Source organism: Pseudogemmobacter bohemicus (assembly GCF_003290025.1).
Classification (GTDB): Bacteria; Pseudomonadota; Alphaproteobacteria; order Rhodobacterales; family Rhodobacteraceae; genus Pseudogemmobacter; species Pseudogemmobacter bohemicus.
Window position 1 is genome coordinate 464997 of record NZ_QNHG01000002.1, and the last position, 16976, is coordinate 481972.

Sequence of the window (16976 nt, forward strand, 5' to 3'; positions counted from 1 at the left end):
ATGAAACCCTCGTCAGATTTGTGCAACAGAGCCATTTGAATCGGAAAAATGCATGGCGTGCGTGTTTTCGGCACGCCGGCGGCCAATAATGGCATCAGCTTTGGCCGTGGCAAGGACCCGCCCAGCTACACGTTTGAGCAGGATGGCGGCGGTGCTGTGTCCCATACCCAGCTCTATACGAGCCATGTTGTCCTTCAGGTGACGGCGAGATTTGACCCGACAAACCCGACTGCAGATGCAAGCGGCGTGATGAATGGATGAATGGCCGGGTTCATCTGTGCAGGGTCATTATCCAGATGGACAATGGTGACCTGTTCATGCGGACTTAGCGCGGAATGCCCTTGGTCAGAATATGCCGGAGCGTGATCTGCTGGTCTCGCCTCAGCACAGGCTGTTGCTGATATCGCCTGTCGTCCGGCGCATGTTCGGCAGTGACGAAGTGCTGATCTCGGCCAGGCATATGCTGGCCTATCCCCGTGTCACCGGTGATACCCCTTCACAAAGCGTCACCTATGTGCATTTTATGTGTGACAGGCATAAGACTGGTTTTGCAGATAAAATGGCCACAAAAAAGCCGCTGCCAGGACGGGTGGCGCTGAAAAGCCCCGGCGCCGTCGTGCCGATGGAACTGATCGCGCTGTTCCCGAACATCCTGCAGGAATGCGATGCGCCGATCACTGCCCGTCATCGCGTGGGATCGGGAAGGCTTAACAGCCTGGTCGCGCGTTCGGATCGCAATGATCTGCCTCTGGAAAGCGCGGCGCCGTCCTGAGATCAATGCCGAAGGAGCCGGGATCCAGTCAGATCAAAAGAGCCGGACAGGTCGTGTCGTCCGGCCCTCTTTGAATCAGACTGCCCAGCAGCCGCAGCCGAATGCCCCCCAGAAACTGCGTGCATCGGAGACCGGGATCCCGGCGCCATATGCGCTGGCATGGTCATGTCCATGCACCTTGCAGCCAGTGCCGCAGCCACAGGCGGTGGCAAATTTAAGCCGGTTTTCCCCAGTCGAGGCGGTCCGGTAATAGCCGCCAAAACGCGCCACCGGCGACCAGTCTGGCATTGGCCGGGGCAAATCAGGGGCCAGCGGCCCGAAATCGCCATCACCATGAACGACTTTGCCGCCAAGAAGCGTCAATACAGCGCGCAGATGGATGATCTCGGCCTCTGGCACCGCGAAATAGTCATCCGACAGCAGTGCGCAGTCGGCCAGCTGACCCGCGATGATCTGCCCCTTCTTGCCCTGTTCATTCGAGAACCAGGTATTCGCCTCGGTCCAGAGCCGCAGCGCTGTCTCACGATCCAGCCGGTTTGCGGCCGGATAAAGCCGGGTGCCGCCAACCGTCACCGATGTCACCAGCCAGGACAGCGAAACCCAGGGGTTGTAGCTTGCCACCCGGGTCGCGTCCGTCCCGGCCCCGACCGGCAGCCCCGCCTCCATCATCTTGCGGATCGGCGGCGTGGTTTCGGCGGCTTTGGCGCCATAACGGTCGATGAAATATTCGCCCTGGAACATCATGCGGTGCTGCACCGCAATGCCACCGCCAAGCGCCGCAATCCGGTCGATATTGCGATCACTGATGGTTTCAGCATGGTCGAAAAACCAGTTGATCCCCTGAAGGGGGATGTCACGATTGACCTTCTCAAACACGTTGAGCGCCCGGTCGATGGTCTCGTCATAGGTCGCGTGCAGCCGCCAGGGCCAGCGGTTCCCGGCCAGGAGCCGGATCACCGGCTCCAGATCGGTTTCCATATTTGGCGGCATCTCGGGGCGCTCGACCCGGAAATCCTCGAAATCGGCGGCGGAATAGACCAGCATCTCGCCGGCCCCATTATGGCGATAGATGTCATCGCCCTGACCGGGCGAGATCTGCTTCACCCAGGAGGAAAAATCGGCCAGCTCGTCTTTCGGCTTCTGGGTGAAGAGGTTGTAGCTGATCCTGACGGTCATCTGCCCGTCCTCATGCAGCTTTTCGATGATCTGATAATCATCCGGGTAATTCTGGAACCCGCCGCCGGCATCGACGACCGAGGTGACGCCAAGGGAATTCAGCTCACGCATGAAATGGCGCGAGGAATTGATCTGGTAATCGGGGTCGAGCTTTGGCCCTTTGGCGAGCGTCGCATAAAGGATTGTCGCATTCGGCTGCGCCAGCAGAAGACCGGTCGGATTGCCCGCCGCATCGCGTAGGATCTCGCCACCCGGCGGATTTGGCGTGTTTTTGGTATAGCCCACCACCCGCAGCGCGGCGGCATTCAGCAGAGCCCGGTCGTAAAGGTGAAGAATGAAAACCGGCGTATCGGGTGCCACGGCATTCAGCTCTTCCAGCGTTGGCAGGCGTTTTTCGGCGAATTGCAATTCGGTGAAACCGCCGACCACCCGCACCCATTGCGGCGCGGGCGTGCGGTCAACCTGGTCTTTCAGCATCCGCATCGCCTCAGCGAGCGAGGGGACGCCATCCCAGCGAAGTTCCATATTATAGTTCAGGCCACCGCGGATGACGTGGATATGGCTGTCGATCAGCCCCGGGATCAGCCGGCGCCCGCCGGCATCAATCACGGTCGCATCGGGGGCTGCTGCACGGATTTCAGCCTCAGACCCCACGGCCAGGAAGCGCCCGTCCCGGATCGCGACCGCTGTGGCTGCGGGGTTCTGGCGATCAAGCGTGGTCACCTTTGCATTGACGATGATCAGATCGGTTCCGGGCATTGATGCCTCCTGCGCATGGCTGCGGGTTGAGGAGAGGAAAGCGTTCGCGGCGGCCCCCTGAAGGGTCTGGCGACGTGTGGGTCGAAACATGCCCGGCCTCCTGTTCTGGTTTGTGCTGTCGCAGGCCTTTGCGGCGATGATCCCCTGCCCTGGCCGGGCAGGGGCGGATACGCGGAGTTCAGTCCTTCTTCGTCAGGTCAAGCAGGGCGACCAGCAGGAAACCACCAACAAGACCCAGATGTTCAAAGAAGGAATTCGCCGCCATGAACCGGTCCTGACCGACCGGCAGGTCCCAGAACCGCAGCGCGACGAAGGTGGCCATCAGGGTGAACCCGGCCAGCGCAAGGGCGCCCAGCCAGCGCAGACGCCCGGTCAGGATCATGGCCGAGGCAATCAGCTCCAGCGCGATCACCAGACCTGCAAACAGCGCGGGCGGGGTCAGACCGAAATGCGTCATCTCGGCTATGGCACCGGAGAAATCGGTCAGCTTCACCAGACCGCCCTGGATATAGGCGGCGCAAAGCCCCAGCAACGCGATGAACTTCAGCCCGGCCACAGCGGGATTGCGGGGATCAATTCTGAATGACATCGGCCCATTCCGGATGAAGCTGCGATTGCGCGCGGACATAGGGACACAGAGGCACGATCCGGAAGTGTTTTGCCCGCGCATCGGCGATCAGATGATCCACCAGGGCACGCGCAATACCGGCGCCCCGCATCGTCTCGGGCACAAACGTATGATCGGCAATCACCAGGGTTTCAGAGACCTTCGAGAGGGTCAGCTCTGCCTCATCCGCAATCCCTTTTATGCGGGCACGATAGCGGCCTTTATGGTCCAGATCCTGATAAGTGATCTCAACGTCAACGGTATCTTTCATAAACACTTCCTGATGGAGGGCACAGCACTGAGTGGTCAGATCACGGGATGCGGGGTCAGACGGTATCGCGGTTCTGAGGCGGGGTGTCGCCCTCTGCCCTGACCGTTTCCGATGCCCCGGGGCCCGGGCGGATCGCGAATGATTTCTCATGCAGACAGGCCTGGATTACATTCCGGTGACCCTTCAGCCACTGAACGGCGGCCTCGCCGGAAACCATGCCCAACAGGCCAAGCAGCGCGATGATCGGAGGGGCGGGGGATTTGACGGCAAGACCGGCATAGATGGCACCGACACCAAAGCCGACCAGAAGCGAGAGGATATAGGGGTTCATGCAGATTGCCTTATTTTACGCGGAGGGCTGACCAGCGGAAAGGAAACGGTGCAGACTGGTGATCTCGCTTTGGCCAATCTGATGACCGCCCGGAGAAATGACAGTTTCTACGGCAGCCGCCTGGCCGGTGAACCAGTCAATCAGTGCGAGAGATGCAGACAGCGGGCAGATCGGATCAGTCCGCCCGGCGCTGATCAGAACCGGAAGCCCCCGCAGGTCAGGCTGAGGCTCTGGCGTCCAGGGGATCAGCGGGTGCAGCAGCGCCGCCCGGTCAAAAAGCCGTGGCTGGCGAAACAGCATTGCCGCCAGAATATTCGCGCCATTCGAATAGCCGAACGCGAAGAGCGGGCGGCCAGGATAATCCGCCCTGATCTGCTCTGCGAACTGCAACAGTTTTGTGGTACGGGCGAAGAGGTCATCCATATCATAGACACCTTCGCCGGTGCGGCGGAAAAACCGGTTGGCCCCGCCCTCCGACACATCGCCTCGCGGGGAAACGATGCCCGCTCCCGGCACCATGCTCCGCGCCAGCCCCACAAACTGATGCTCATCCCCGCCGGTTCCATGCAGGGCAAGAAGCACCGGATGATCAGGCAGGCCATCTTCGCGAAAGCTGTGATACGTCATAATCGGGTTCCGTTTCTGCGATATGGCATCCGGGGGGCGTGCGTCCTTACGGATCGAGCGGCTCCAGTTGTTCTTCGATCCGCTGCCGGTATGGCTCATAACGGCCGGGCAACTTCAGGGCCTCGCCCAGATGGGCGGTGTCTTCATCGCGGTCGAAACCGGGCTCATTGGTGGCCACTTCGAACAGCACGCCGCCGGGGGTGCGGAAATAGATCGCCCAGAAATAATCCCGGTCGATCACCGGCGTGACCTGATGACCGGTATCCATCAGCGCCTTGCGCACCTCCAGCTGCGCGGCGCGGTCGGGTACGGCGAAGGCTATATGATGGACCGAGCCTGCGCCCTGCCGCGCCAGCGGGGCCTCTGGCAGCAATTCGAGGTCGATCGTATCGGCCCCATTGCCGTTCCCGATCACATAGCGGGTCACGTCGCCTTCGGCCCCGGCCTTCTGGTAGCCCATAAAGCCCAGAAGCTCGGCCATGGCACCGGTATCGCGCAGGCGCAGCCTTGCGCCGGCAAAGCCACGGATCGCTTCGGCATCCCCGATGCCGGCGCCGGTCCAGGGGGTGCGGGCATCGTCATCCGCTTCGATCAGTGCAAAACCATCCCCGTCCGGGCCGCGAAACCTGAGCCGCTTCGCGCCAAAGGTCACATCCTGTTCCAGCCCTGCCACTTTTTCAGCCGCAAGCCGTTCCCGCCAGAAAGGCAGCGCGCCTTTCGGGACGGAAAACTGGGTCTCCCCCACTTCGCCGACACCGGGGCGGCCCTGCATCATATGCGGGAAGGGGAAATAGGTCATAACGGTTCCGGGGGTTCCGGCTTCGTCGCCATAATAAAGATGATAAACGCCGGGGTCGTCGAAATTCACCGTCTTTTTAACCCGGCGCAATCCGAGCTTTCCGGTAAAGAAGTCATTATTCTGACGTGCATCCGCAGCCATTGACGTTACATGGTGCAACCCTGTGATCCGGGTCAGCATGGCATTTGCCTTTCTGCTGTCTGGCTGACAGCCTGTCTTCGCGATGAAGGTAGTCGAATCGGCAATTCGGCAGAATTGCCGATAATGTTTCGAGTGAATTGCACAGGGCGCAATAATGGCGATCAATGAACTGAAAGCTTTGCAGACCTTTCTCCTTGCGGCGAGGATGCAAAGCTTTGCGCAGGTTGCACGCGCGCTTGACACAACGCCGGCTTCGGTCACCCGCACGATTGCAGCGCTGGAGGCGGATCTGGGCGTGCAGCTTTTCGTGCGCACCACCCGCCAGGTCTCGCTGACGACGGATGGCGCCGCCTTTGCCAGCCGGGTGGAACCGGCGGTGCAGATGCTTGAACGCGCCCGAAACGATCTTCTCGATGCGCATAAGGCCGATGAGGGCCGCCTGCGGCTGAATGCGCCGATGTCGATGGGCCAGCGTGTCCTGCCAATGATACTGTGCGGCTTTCAGGGCGTGTTTCCAAAGATAGATGTCGAGGTTTCGCTGACCGATGCTTTGCTTGACATGGTGAATGAGAATTTCGATCTGGCGATCCGCATTTCAGAACCACCGCTGGACAAGTTCACCATCTGGCGCAAAATCTGTGAGATCCGCCGGGTTCTTGTCGCGGCCCCCGGCACCGCCCATGCCGCTGTCACCCATCCCGACGATCTGATGCCCGCCGCCTGTCTGGGCTATAGCGGTGAGAGCCGCCGCGAGGTCTGGCAGCTTTCGCGCGATGCCGAGAGCCGCAGCATCTCTGCCGGGCGGTTTATCAGCGCGAATAACGGTGATCTTCTGGCCGAAATGGCGGCAGACGGGGCGGGCGTCGCCCTTCTGCCGCTTTTCATTGTCTCCGAGCATTTGCGATCGGGCCGGCTGGTTCGCCTTCTTCCCGAATGGAGCACGCCGCAGCTCTGGCTGATGCTCTATTACCCGCCCTATCAAAGCCTGCCCCCGAGGATTGCGTCCTTTTCGGACTATTTTGAACGTGAGATCCCGCCGCTCGTCTCAGCACTGGAATAAAGCGGCGGGTCACTCAGCGAACGAACTGAACGCAGACGGGTGTCGGCATGGCGAGGCTGTGGCCGGTGGCGCTGAGCGCGCCGCTTGCCGTGTCGATCAGGAAGGAGACCAGCAGATCGCTGTCCTGATTGGCCGCCACCAGAACGCGCCCGCCCGGCTCGATCCCGAAGGCGCGCGGGGTGCGGCCACCGGTTGAAACCCAGGTGGGCTGCCCCAACAGCCCCGTTGCCGCGTCGATCCGCCAGCTGATGATGCTGTCATGCCCGCGATTGGAGGCGTAAAGCGCATGACCCGAGGGGGAGACCTGAATATCCGCGCAGGTGCTGTGGCCGGTAAAGCCTTCGGGCAGCGTCGGCACCGTGCCGAGATAGCGGAAGCCGCCGGTCTCCCGATTGAGTTCCAGCATCGAAACCGTGCTGTTCAGCTCATTCACCAGATAGCCGAAACGGTTGCCGGGATGCAGCGCAAGGTGGCGCGGCCCCGCCCCGGGTTTCATTTTGACCGAAGGCACCGGACCCGGCTCCAGCATCTGGCGTGCGCGATCCATGCGGTAGATCATCAGCTTGTCGAGCCCGAGATCCGGCACGAAGACCCAGGGGCCCTCCGGGTCCAGCGTGGCGGCATGGGCATGTGGCCCGGCCTGCCGCCCCGGATCGGCACCCGATCCGATATGCTGGACAAAATCGCTGGGCGCGCCCAGGCTGCCATCTGCCGCAACCGGGAGCAAGGTGACACTGCCGCTCATGAAGTTCGAGATGATGGCGACCTTCGCACGGTCATCCACCACAATATGGCAGGGGTCGGTGCCAAGGCTGGGCTGCTGGTTCAGAAACCTCAGCTGCCCGCTGGCGCGGTCAAGCCGGAAGGCGCTGACAGTGCCGCCAAAGATATCGCCATGCACCTTCAGTTCATTCACCGCATAGAGATGATCCTGCGCCGCATCCAGCGCAAGGAAAGAGGGGTTGATCACCCCTTTGGTCACCGGCCCGGCGCGCATGGCGCCGGTCTGCGGGTCAAGAAAGAGCGCATGGATGCCCTGACCTTTCCCCTGCATGATCTCGCCCGTGCCAAAGCGGATCGCCTCGGTATAGGTGCCGATAAAGGCCAGAATTTCACCCGACATTGCTCTGGCCCCGCTCAGTTCGGTTCGACCACGACCTTGATCGCGCCGTCGCGGCGATTGACGAAAGTATCAAGCGCGGTTGCGAAATTTTCGAGCGGGAAGGTGTGGGTCACGAGATCATCGACCTTCAGCTGGCGCGAGGCCATCTGCGCGATCACCTTGCGCGAGACATTGGGATTGGCGCGCGAGCCATAGATCGCGATCTCATTATGGACGATATATTTGAAGGGCAGCGGCTCCTGCACATGATCGGGCGGCACACCCAAAAGCGAGACCGAACCGCCTTTGCGCACCATTTCAACGCATTGGCGCAGGGTGCCTGCGGCGCCCGAGGCCTCGATTGCCTCATCGACGCCGCGCCCGCCGGTGGCGGTGCGCACCGCAGCCACCGGATCCTCCTTCTCGAAATCGACCAGTACATCGGCTCCGACATCCGCCGCAGCCTGCAACCGCGCACCGCGCCCGACTGCAATCACCTGCGCCGCGCCCAGCAGTTTCGCCATGCGGATCGCGATCAGCCCGATCGGCCCCGGCCCGATCACCACGACAGAGCCACCATGGGTGATGCCCGACAGCTCCAGCCCGTGCAGAACCACGCCTGCGGTGTCGACCATCGAGGCTTCATGGAAGCTGACCGCATCCGGCAGATGGCTGACGCTTTTGATGTTATAGACCGCATATTGCGCATAGGCGCCCTGGGTGATGAAGCCGTAATGGCGGTGGCCCTCATCCTGGCGGCCATAATTGTAGCAGATGGTATAGCGCCCTTCGAGGCAGTTGGGGCAATGACCACAGCCGCTATGGGCCTCACCGGCGACGCGGTCACCCGGATTGAAATCATGGACACCGGCCCCGACTGCAACCACCTCGCCCGCCCATTCATGGCCGGGGACAAAGGGGTAAGAAGGCGGCCAGGTCCCGGCCAGCCCGCCATGGATGATCTCGGGGTCGCTGCCGCAGATCGCAACGGCACGAATGCGGCACAGCACCTCGCCCGGACCGGGCGCGGGCGGCATCGCCACGGTTTCAATCGAGAATGCGCCCGGCGCGCTCAGGACAAGGGCGCGCATGGTTTCGGGCAGGGTTTGCGCGGTGGGACGGGAAACTTCGGTCACTTGAGACATGGTTTTTCCTTACGGCTTACAGGGGGGGATGCCATTGCACAGGCATCGGAAATGGATATCCCGCGCCCTGGAAGGGACGTGCGAAGGGCGCGGGAGGGAGGGCCGGCGCGATGAGAGGAGGGAGCGCGCGCCGGAGGGGTGTGCAGTCAGGCGAAAGGGGCTATTTCAGCCCGGTGCCGGCAATGCCCTGGATGAAGGCGCGTTGCAGGAAGAAGAAGAGCAGCGCCATCGGCAAGGTGCCAAGAACCGCAATCGCCATCACCTGATCCCATGCGGTGCCATAGCCCGACATGAAAAGCGAAATCCCAAGCGGCAGCGTGCGCAGCGCGTCATCGGTGATGATGACCAGCGGCCAGATGTACAGATCCCAGGCCTCACGGAAGGTGAAGATCGCCAGCGCCACCAGCGCGGGTTTGCACAAAGGCATGACGATCATCCAGAAAATCCGCAGCTCTGACGCACCGTCGATCCGCGCGGCCTCGATCACATCGGTGGGGATGCTGAGCATATATTGCCGCATCAGGAAGACACCGAAACCCTCGACCAGGAAAGGCACCACCAGCCCCTGATAGCTGTTGGTCCAGCCGAAAGAGTTCACGATCAGGAACAGCGGCACCATGGTGATTTCAAGCGGCAGCATCATGGTCGAGAGGATCAGCATGAAAGAGAGATGCCGGCCGCGGAAACGGAACTTGGTCAGGCTATAGGCGGCAAGCGAGCAGAAGAGCAGATTGCCCAGCGTGATCAGCACCGCCACCACACTGCTGTTGAAGAAGTAGCGCCCGAAATTCTGCGCGCCCCAGGCCTCGGGATATGAGGCCCAGTTGATCGGGTTCGGGATCCATTGCACCGGATTGGCGAACATCTGATCCGGCATCCGCAGCGAGGAGGACAGCATCCAGTAGAACGGCAGCAAAGCCACCACCGCCACCAGCAAAAGGACTGCCAGCACCAGAAGGTTGCCCTTGCGCAGAGCCTCTCCTTCCGCCCGGGCGGCAATCAGCCTGCGCAGACGGCCTGGTTTGCCATTGGAAACAGGGGCTGAAACATCGCTGGGCATCACTGCTCCTCCTTGCGTGTGAACAGACGGACCTGGATGAAGGCGAAGGCCATCAGGATGGCGAACATCACCACGCTCATCGCCGAGGCTTTGCCCATGTCGAAGAACTCGAACGCGGTCTGGTAGATAAAGAGCGGCAACACGCGGGTCGCATCACCCGGGCCGCCGCCGGTCATAATCATCGGCACCGCAAAGACCTTCATCGCGACGATCACATTCATCACCACGACCAGCAGCATGGTCGGCTTCAGCAGCGGCAGCGTGATATAGCGGAAGGTGGCCCAGCTGCCGGCGCCGTCGATCTTCGCGGCGTCATAATAGTCGCGCGGAATTGCCTGTAGCCCGGCAAGAAAGATCACCATGTAATAGGGAACCGCCCGCCAGATGCCGATCATGATCACCGACCACAGCGCGGTGGAGCTGGAGCGCAACCACGGCACCGGATCAATGCCGACCCAGCCTAGGATCGTATTCATCACCCCGTCCTGCTGATACATGAAGGTCCAGACCACGGCCATGACCACAGCCGGCATCACCACCGGCATGAAGATCGCCGAGCGCAGGAAATTGCGCGCCAGCAGCGCCCGGTTGAACAGGATCGCCAGCCCCAGCGAGAGCGGGATCACCGGGATCACGCTGCAGCTGACATAGATCAGCGAGACCTGCACCGATTTCAGAAAAAGCGGATCCTGGGTCAGGTCGATGAAATTCTGCAAGCCGACCCAACGCGGCGGGCTGATCAGGTCATAATCGGTGAAGGAGAGGTAAAAGGCCTCCAGCATCGGCAGGAAGCGGAAAATGGCCAGGATCAGCAATGCGGGCAACAAAATGGCCCAGGCAAAGGCGGTCTGTTTGCTGCCGGGCGTAAGCCATGGGCGGCGCCCCGGGGTTTTTGGCCCCGAACTGGCAGGCCCCGGTCTCGCAGACCTTGAGGAACTGACGGGTGACATGGTGATCCCCTCAGGCGCGCGCGGGCGCCGATATGTTTTCGGTGTGAGTCAGATGACGGCAAGAGGCCCGCTGCCAGGTCGGAGGCCGGCAGCGGGGCAGGGCTTATCTGATGGCGCGTTCAATCTCGCTTTGCGCCTGATCCAGCGAAGCCTGCGGATCGACATCGTCATAAACCGTACGCTCGATCGCCCGGCCAATGGCCTGGCTGATCTCATTGGTGAATTCCGAACGGACATACCAGGAACCGGTTTCGATATCCTTCATATGAACCGCGAAGAAGGGGAAGTTCTTCGCCACCTCGGTCTCGGCCACACCTTTGAGCGGCTGCAGGAAACCTACTTTGGCGATCCATTCTTCCGGCTTCGACAGCATGAAACGGATGAAATCCCAGGCCACAGCCTTCTCGGCATCCGGTTTGGACGAATTCACCGCCCACATGAAACCATAGAGAATGGTGCGGGGGTTCTGCGGATCCAGCTGCGGATAGGAGACCACGGTGAAATCCTCACCGATGGCCGAGGCATGGATCTGCGGCGTGGCCCAGGGACCGGTGGTCCACATCGCGGTGCGGCCGTCAAGGAAATCCTGGTTCGGCGCCGAAGAGACATTCATCGTCGTGCGCGGATCGCCGGTCACCCGGGTCACATCACGCCACAAAGTCAGCGCCTTGACCGCCGCCTCGCTGTTGGCGGCCACCGTCACGCCATCCTCGGCCAGCAGGCGCCCGCCAAACTGCTCGACCAGCGGCTGGAAGAGCTGCAATTCCCAACGCGGGCTGTGATAGGGGAAATCAAAGGCCTTCTGAACGGTGCGGCTGCCCTCGGTGATCTTCAGCTTCGGGCCAAGCGCGATCATGTCTTCCCAGGTCTTCGGCGCATCAGCGACCGGATCCAGACCTGCTGCCGCGAATTCCTTGTTATTGATGAAAAGGCTCATGGAATTGGCCTGGAAGGGCAGCGCATAGACCTTGCCGTCAAAGGTCGCGGCATCAAGGCCACCCGGCGTGTAAAGGTCCTGGATGCCCTGATAATCAGCGGTGCCGAACACATCGAGGTTCAGCGGGTCCAGCAGGCCCTTGCTGTAATAAAGCCCGAAGAAAGAGGCGTCATTGTCAATGATATGCGGGCCGGTGCCGGTCGCCAGCGCGACGGTCAGCTTTTGATTGAGGTCCCCGGAGGAAACCACCACCGACTCGATCCGGATATTCGGATGCAGCCCCTGATAGGCAGCGATCAGCTCATTCATATAGGCGGTCAGAGGCCCGAACTCATGCCACCAGATCTGGATGGTCATCGGCTCGGATGGAAATTCAAAAGCGCGCAATAGTCCCGGAACCGTAAGCAGCGTGGTTCCCGCCAGAGCACCAAACATCGTTCTGCGTGTAATCATTACCGTTTCCTCCCTGAAACACCCATGCGCTCATCTGTCTGATGCCTTTTTGCTGCCTCTTTCGGGGCGGTGCAGATGAGCCGCAAGATTGGATACAAAATACGCGGCAGTGAAAAGCTGTCAATCCTTCTATTGCCGCCCGGGTAGCTTCACAGGCCTGTCTCGAAGAGAGCGGTGAAGATTTGGCCAACAAATATCAATATTTTCAATGTAATACCATGAATCTGGCGCAACCCCTGCCCCGCAAAACAGCGCGGTGGCAGGGAGAGTCTCGGCGAAAAGCCTTCACAAAGTCTTGCGCCTCGCGGGATCTTTTCGGGTCAAAGCTGCTTCTGGCTCTCACCCGATGGCAGCCCGCCGCCGCCCGCGCGCAGCAGAATCACCGCAACGATCAGGCCGCAAAGTGCCGTGATCGCGCCGGTGAGGAAGACGCTGCCAAGGCCCGCCCGGTCGGCCAGCAGCCCGGCAAGCGGCCCGGTCAGCCCATAGGCGAGATCCTGAAAGGCCGAAAAGCCCCCCACGGCGGTTGCCCTCAGATGCGGCTGCACACGTCGCACCACCTCGCGGCCCATTGCGGGATAGACCATCGAAACGCCCAGCCCGGTCAGAAGCGCCCCGGTCAGGCCGGTCACCGGACCGGGCGCGACCCAGATGGTGAACTGCCCGACCGCCGCGACCGCCAGCGAGAAGATCGCGACCGGCAGGCCGCCGATCCGGTCCGGCAAGCCACCAAAGAACAGCCGGGCCGCGACAAAGCCGATGCCGAAAGCCGTCAGGCCGAGGCCCGCATGGCTCCAGCCCTGCGCCAGGAAATAGAGCGAGAAGAAAGTGCCGATCAGCGCGAAACCGACGCCCTGAAGGTAGACCACGATGCCGAAGGGCCAGATCTGCGCGATGATGCGCAAAAAGCCCGGGCGCGGGCTGGCCGGAGCCGGCGCGGTGGCGGGCAGCCTCCAGATCACGATCAGGCCAAGCATGGGCAGGATCGTCGCCAGCAGCATCGTCCCGGCAAAGCCGATATGGCTCAGGAGCAAAAGGCCGAACGGAGCCCCAAGCGCCAGGGCGCCGTAAATCGCCGCCCCGACCAGCGCGAGCACTTTGCCCGAACGGGAGGGGCCGACGATGCTGATCCCCCAGGCGATGATGCCGACCGCGACAAAGCTCTCGCCAAGGCCAAGCACGAACCGTCCCGCCAGCAGGATCACACAGGCCAGCCAGGGGTTCAGGCCGGGCAGACCGACAAACAGCGAAGCGGTCGCGCCGGAAATGTAGAGGATCAGCCCGCGCATGACCGCAGCCTTCGGCCCGCGCCGGTCCGACATCAGGCCCGCCGGCCCGCGCATCAGGAAGGTCGCGATAAAGGCGATGCCGACGGCCAGCCCGGCCAGGCTGTTGCCCAGCCCGAGCTGTCCGCTGACAAAGACCGGTACTGCCGGCAATGACAGGCCGATACAGAGATATGAGACGAAAAGAATGGCCGCGAGAATCAGCAATCTGATCTGATCGTGCCGCTCTGTCCGGGTTGGGGATGGGGATGAAAGCGCCATAAAGCTCTCCTGTTTTCCCCGGCAGCGCCACATGCAAAGCACTCCGATCACCGGGGATCGTTGAGTGCGTTGAATGACGGTAACGCTTACGGCCCATATGGGCAGGCGATTGCTAACAACCCGCCTGGGGCGCTGTCAACCCTGCCGCCTCGGTCGCAAGTAACCCGAAGAATGGCCCGGTTTTCACGGCGACAGGTTGGGGCTTGCGCGAGATTTTAAACTGTGGATATTGGATACAATATGGCGACCAAAGTCGACGCCATGGGAGGAATCACTTGCAACGCACTGATTTGGGACTGATCGGTCTCGGAACGATGGGGGCTGCGCTCGCGCTGAACTTCGCCGGGAAGGGCTACCGGATCGCGGTGGCCAACCGCACGCCAGGGGTGGCGGCGCGCTTTGCCGCAGAGGCCGGAGCGCTGGCCGGAAATATCGTGCCCGCCGGGGGTCTTGCCGCGCTTGTGGCCGCCGTTACGCCGCCGCGTACGATCATTTTGATGGTTCCTGCCGGACAGGCGGTGGACGATCAGATCGCGGCACTCCGCCCGCTGCTGGGCAAGGATGATCTGATCATTGACGCCGGAAATGCGCATTTCCGCGACACCGAGCGCCGGATCGCCGACAACCCGGACCTTCTCTTTATGGGGATCGGCGTTTCGGGTGGCGAGGAAGGCGCGCGTCACGGCCCCGCCATCATGGGCGGTGGCGCGCAATCGGCCTGGAACCGGGTTGGTCCGATGCTTGAGGCAATTGCCGCCAGGCATCAGGGCACGCCCTGCGCGGCCCTGATGGGGCCGGGCGGGGCCGGGCATTTCGTCAAGATGGTGCATAATGGCATCGAATATGCCGATATGCAGATGATTGCCGAGATTTACGGGCTGATGCGCGACGGTATGGCGATGGGCGCCGCCGATATCGGCGCCGTTTTCCAGCGCTGGAACGAGGGGCCACTGAAAAGCTACCTGGTCGAGATTGCTGCAGCGGTTGCGCTTGCCACCGATCCCGAAACCGGCCGCCCGATGCTGGATGTCATCCTCGATATTGCCGGACAGAAGGGCACCGGGCGCTGGACCGCGATCGAAGCCCAGACCCTCGCAACGCCGGTGCCGGTGATCGAGGCCGCCGTCATGGCGCGCAACCTCTCGGGCGCAACGGCCCTGCGCAGTGCAGGGGTGCAAAAATTCCCGGCGGCGCAATCGGGTATCACGCTCTCCGTCGAAGATCTGGAGGATGCGCTGATCGCCGGCAAAATCCTTTGCTATGCGCAGGGCTTTGACATGCTTGCCGCCGCATCGGCAGCGTCGGGCTGGACGCTGTCGCTGCCGGAATGCGCCCGGGTCTGGCGCGCGGGCTGCATCATCCGCTCCGAAATGCTTGATCACATGGCCGAGGCGCTGACCCTTGATCCGGACAGCAATCTTGCTGTGTCGGAGACTTTCAGCGCCCTCTTGCGCAAACATGAGCGCGGCCTGCGCCAGGTGGTATCGGCCGCCGTTGCGGGCGGCCATGGGGTTCCCGCCCTCGCGGCGGCAATCTCCTGGTTCGATCTGATCCGCGCGCCCCGCGGCACGGCGAACATGCTCCAGGCCCAGCGGGACTTTTTCGGCGCTCATGGTTTTGAGCGCATAGATGGGCTGCCGTTGCATCATGGCCCCTGGGCCGCAGCGGCACCCTGAGGCGTCCGGCAGGTCGGTCGGTCTTTGTGCAGTAACGAGTGCTTTTCGCCCAGGTCCGGTCGTCACCCGAAACGACCGGGCCGGGGCGGGATTTCAGGATTGGGACAATGGACAGACAATGTATCGCCTTTCTCGGACTGGGGCTGATGGGGTCGCGCATGGCGCGGCGTCTGATTGATGCGGGCCTGGCGCCTGTGTTGTGGAACCGCAGCCCTGAAAAGCTTGCGCCCTTCGCGGGGCTGGCGACTGAACTGGCTGCCACCGCGCCCGAAGCGGCGCGACAGGCTGACATCATCATCCTGATGACCGATCGCCCCGAAACCGTTGAGGCGTTGCTTTTTGGTCCGGGGCGGGATGCTCTGATCCATGTCCTGAAACCGGGGGCGCTGGTGATCGATATGAGCAGCAACAATCCCGATTTTGCCCGCAGCTGCGCCCGCAGGCTGGCGGCAAATGGCATGCGCTTTCTGGATGCGCCGGTCTCAGGCGGCACCGATGGTGCGGCGCGCGGCACGCTTGCGATCATGGCGGGCGGTGCCGCAGCCGATTTTGCCGAGGCCGAACCCATCTTCTCGGCTCTGGGAAATCCGGTCCATGTCGGCGGCAGCGGCGCGGGTCAGCTGGTCAAGCTGGCCAATCAGATCATCGTCGCCGTAACAATTGGCGCCGTGGCCGAAGCGACGGTGCTGGCCCGCGCGGGCGGCGCCGACCCCGCCGCTTTGCGCCAGGCGCTGGCCGGGGGCTTTGCTGACAGCCGCATTCTGCAACTCCATGGCGGTCGCATGGTCTCGCGCGATTTCCGGCCCGGGGGCTCGGTCGACAATCAGATCAAGGATCTGGACGCGGCCTCCGGCGTGGCAGCTGCTGCCGGCGTCACGCTTCCTTTGCTGCAAGCGGTGCGCAGCGCCTTCACCGACCTCGCCAGCCAGGGGGATGGCGACAAGGATCACAGCGCCCTGATCCTGTGGCTGGAACGGCTTAATCTGCCATTGCAGGCCGCCCAATGAGGAATGCTCAGACCCGTCTCGTTGTCATGGGTGTGGCCGGTTCGGGGAAATCAACCCTTGGCCAAGAGATTGCCGACCGGCTTGATCTGGTCTTCATTGAGGGCGACGACCTGCATCCGGCAGCGAATATCCGGAAAATGGCCACCGGGATCCCTCTTGATGACGCAGATCGCCTGCCCTGGCTTGATGCGGTTGGAAAGGCGCTCCGCGCGCCCGGCCCGGGGGCGGTGGCCTCCTGCTCGGCGCTGCGCCGTAAGTACCGGGATCATTTGCGTCAGGTCGCCGGGCCGGATCTGGCCTTCCTTTACCTGTCAGGCGCGCCAGAGCTGCTCACCCGCCGTCTGGAGGATCGCAAAGGGCATTTCATGGGGGCCGCCATGCTTGAAAGCCAGCTTGCAACGCTGGAGCCGCCGACCGGCGAACCCGGCGTTCTGGAGCAGAATATTAACCTGCCGGTGTCTGCAATTCTGGAGCGGTCCCTCGCCTGGCTGAAAGAAAGGGCGTGGCGCTACGGCTTCTGAAACCAGAGCGGGCATAAGCGGTCATTGCGCGCGAC

At 62.2% G+C, this 16976-nt stretch carries 17 protein-coding genes and 1 pseudogene; 5 read left to right on the plus strand and 13 right to left on the minus strand.

Features of this window, described 5'->3' with window-relative positions:
* Positions 1-12: 12 nt before the first annotated feature.
* Positions 13-186, minus strand: a complete 174-nt coding sequence (locus DRF71_RS27395) for a hypothetical protein (RefSeq protein WP_157971032.1) — start codon at positions 184-186, stop codon at positions 13-15.
* 151 nt (positions 187-337) lie between these two features.
* On the opposite strand from DRF71_RS27395, the pseudogene DRF71_RS10320 reads away from it, so the two are divergent.
* Positions 338-772 (plus strand): annotated as a pseudogene (locus DRF71_RS10320) (Hint domain-containing protein); the annotation flags it as partial.
* A gap of 75 nt (positions 773-847) precedes the next feature.
* Here DRF71_RS10320 and DRF71_RS10325 read toward each other — a convergent pair.
* From DRF71_RS10325 to DRF71_RS10350, 6 genes are all read right to left on the minus strand, one after another.
* Positions 848-2707 (minus strand): amidohydrolase, encoded by a 1860-nt coding sequence (locus DRF71_RS10325; protein WP_198672145.1) that lies wholly within the window; start codon positions 2705-2707, stop codon positions 848-850.
* Between the two features lie 178 nt (positions 2708-2885).
* Positions 2886-3296, minus strand: a complete 411-nt coding sequence (locus DRF71_RS10330) for a DoxX family protein (RefSeq protein WP_232831439.1) — start codon at positions 3294-3296, stop codon at positions 2886-2888.
* Positions 3280-3585 (minus strand): GNAT family N-acetyltransferase, encoded by a 306-nt coding sequence (locus DRF71_RS10335; protein ID WP_112310474.1) that lies wholly within the window; start codon positions 3583-3585, stop codon positions 3280-3282. The genes DRF71_RS10330 and DRF71_RS10335 overlap by 17 nt, the downstream gene beginning before the upstream one ends.
* Before the next feature lie 55 nt (positions 3586-3640).
* A complete protein-coding gene (locus DRF71_RS10340; protein ID WP_112310475.1) occupies positions 3641-3916 on the minus strand; it encodes a XapX domain-containing protein in 276 nt (91 codons plus the stop codon).
* 15 nt (positions 3917-3931) lie between these two features.
* Positions 3932-4543: an alpha/beta hydrolase gene (locus tag DRF71_RS10345; protein ID WP_112310476.1), complete on the minus strand. Its 612-nt coding sequence runs from the start codon at positions 4541-4543 to the stop codon at positions 3932-3934.
* 46 nt (positions 4544-4589) lie between these two features.
* Positions 4590-5522 carry a VOC family protein gene (locus tag DRF71_RS10350; RefSeq protein WP_112310477.1) on the minus strand — a complete coding sequence of 311 codons (933 nt, stop codon included), beginning with the start codon at positions 5520-5522 and terminating at the stop codon, positions 4590-4592.
* 115 nt (positions 5523-5637) lie between these two features.
* Here DRF71_RS10350 and DRF71_RS10355 point away from each other — a divergent pair, with 115 nt between their 5' ends.
* Positions 5638-6543, plus strand: a complete 906-nt coding sequence (locus DRF71_RS10355) for a LysR family transcriptional regulator (RefSeq protein ID WP_232831441.1) — start codon at positions 5638-5640, stop codon at positions 6541-6543.
* 13 nt (positions 6544-6556) lie between these two features.
* On the opposite strand, the gene DRF71_RS10360 is transcribed toward DRF71_RS10355, so the two are convergent.
* From DRF71_RS10360 to DRF71_RS10385, 6 genes are all read right to left on the minus strand, one after another.
* A complete protein-coding gene (locus tag DRF71_RS10360; protein ID WP_112310478.1) occupies positions 6557-7666 on the minus strand; it encodes a lactonase family protein in 1110 nt (369 codons plus the stop codon).
* A 14-nt stretch (positions 7667-7680) separates the two neighbouring features.
* Entirely contained in the window at positions 7681-8790 is a 1110-nt protein-coding gene (locus DRF71_RS10365; RefSeq protein WP_112310479.1) for a zinc-dependent alcohol dehydrogenase, read from the minus strand.
* Between the two features lie 160 nt (positions 8791-8950).
* Positions 8951-9850, minus strand: coding sequence for a carbohydrate ABC transporter permease (locus DRF71_RS10370; protein WP_112310480.1), 900 nt, complete (start codon positions 9848-9850; stop codon positions 8951-8953).
* Positions 9850-10674 (minus strand): carbohydrate ABC transporter permease, encoded by an 825-nt coding sequence (locus tag DRF71_RS10375; protein WP_157971033.1) that lies wholly within the window; start codon positions 10672-10674, stop codon positions 9850-9852. Before DRF71_RS10375 ends, DRF71_RS10370 begins: the two co-directional genes overlap by 1 nt.
* A gap of 229 nt (positions 10675-10903) precedes the next feature.
* Positions 10904-12190, minus strand: coding sequence for an ABC transporter substrate-binding protein (locus DRF71_RS10380; protein ID WP_112310482.1), 1287 nt, complete (start codon positions 12188-12190; stop codon positions 10904-10906).
* A 320-nt stretch (positions 12191-12510) separates the two neighbouring features.
* Positions 12511-13737, minus strand: coding sequence for an arabinose transporter (locus tag DRF71_RS10385; protein ID WP_112310483.1), 1227 nt, complete (start codon positions 13735-13737; stop codon positions 12511-12513).
* 275 nt (positions 13738-14012) lie between these two features.
* Here DRF71_RS10385 and gndA point away from each other — a divergent pair, with 275 nt between their 5' ends.
* The 3 genes from gndA (at position 14013) to DRF71_RS10400 (ending at position 16941) form a co-directional block, all read left to right on the plus strand.
* Positions 14013-15413 carry an NADP-dependent phosphogluconate dehydrogenase gene (gndA, locus tag DRF71_RS10390; RefSeq protein ID WP_112310484.1) on the plus strand — a complete coding sequence of 467 codons (1401 nt, stop codon included), beginning with the start codon at positions 14013-14015 and terminating at the stop codon, positions 15411-15413.
* A 107-nt stretch (positions 15414-15520) separates the two neighbouring features.
* The gene (locus DRF71_RS10395) at positions 15521-16420 is read left to right on the plus strand and encodes an NAD(P)-dependent oxidoreductase (RefSeq protein WP_112310485.1); all 900 of its coding nucleotides are present in this window, start codon (positions 15521-15523) and stop codon (positions 16418-16420) included.
* Positions 16417-16941 carry a gluconokinase gene (locus DRF71_RS10400; RefSeq protein ID WP_112310486.1) on the plus strand — a complete coding sequence of 175 codons (525 nt, stop codon included), beginning with the start codon at positions 16417-16419 and terminating at the stop codon, positions 16939-16941. Before DRF71_RS10395 ends, DRF71_RS10400 begins: the two co-directional genes overlap by 4 nt.
* Positions 16942-16976 lie beyond the last annotated feature (35 nt).

Bases quoted from the DNA above. Each gene is read 5' to 3' on its own strand.
- DRF71_RS27395 (WP_157971032.1), bottom strand. From the start codon at position 186: ATGGCTCGTATAGAGCTGGGTATGGGACACAGCACCGCCGCCATCCTG.
- DRF71_RS10325 (WP_198672145.1), bottom strand. From the start codon at position 2,707: ATGCCCGGAACCGATCTGATCATCGTCAATGCAAAGGTGACCACGCTT.
- DRF71_RS10330 (WP_232831439.1), bottom strand. From the start codon at position 3,296: ATGTCATTCAGAATTGATCCCCGCAATCCCGCTGTGGCCGGGCTGAAG.
- DRF71_RS10335 (WP_112310474.1), bottom strand. From the start codon at position 3,585: ATGAAAGATACCGTTGACGTTGAGATCACTTATCAGGATCTGGACCAT.
- DRF71_RS10340 (WP_112310475.1), bottom strand. From the start codon at position 3,916: ATGAACCCCTATATCCTCTCGCTTCTGGTCGGCTTTGGTGTCGGTGCC.
- DRF71_RS10345 (WP_112310476.1), bottom strand. From the start codon at position 4,543: ATGACGTATCACAGCTTTCGCGAAGATGGCCTGCCTGATCATCCGGTG.
- DRF71_RS10350 (WP_112310477.1), bottom strand. From the start codon at position 5,522: ATGCTGACCCGGATCACAGGGTTGCACCATGTAACGTCAATGGCTGCG.
- DRF71_RS10355 (WP_232831441.1), top strand. From the start codon at position 5,638: ATGGCGATCAATGAACTGAAAGCTTTGCAGACCTTTCTCCTTGCGGCG.
- DRF71_RS10360 (WP_112310478.1), bottom strand. From the start codon at position 7,666: ATGTCGGGTGAAATTCTGGCCTTTATCGGCACCTATACCGAGGCGATC.
- DRF71_RS10365 (WP_112310479.1), bottom strand. From the start codon at position 8,790: ATGTCTCAAGTGACCGAAGTTTCCCGTCCCACCGCGCAAACCCTGCCC.
- DRF71_RS10370 (WP_112310480.1), bottom strand. From the start codon at position 9,850: ATGCCCAGCGATGTTTCAGCCCCTGTTTCCAATGGCAAACCAGGCCGT.
- DRF71_RS10380 (WP_112310482.1), bottom strand. From the start codon at position 12,190: ATGATTACACGCAGAACGATGTTTGGTGCTCTGGCGGGAACCACGCTG.
- DRF71_RS10385 (WP_112310483.1), bottom strand. From the start codon at position 13,737: ATGGCGCTTTCATCCCCATCCCCAACCCGGACAGAGCGGCACGATCAG.
- DRF71_RS10395 (WP_112310485.1), top strand. From the start codon at position 15,521: ATGGACAGACAATGTATCGCCTTTCTCGGACTGGGGCTGATGGGGTCG.
- DRF71_RS10400 (WP_112310486.1), top strand. From the start codon at position 16,417: ATGAGGAATGCTCAGACCCGTCTCGTTGTCATGGGTGTGGCCGGTTCG.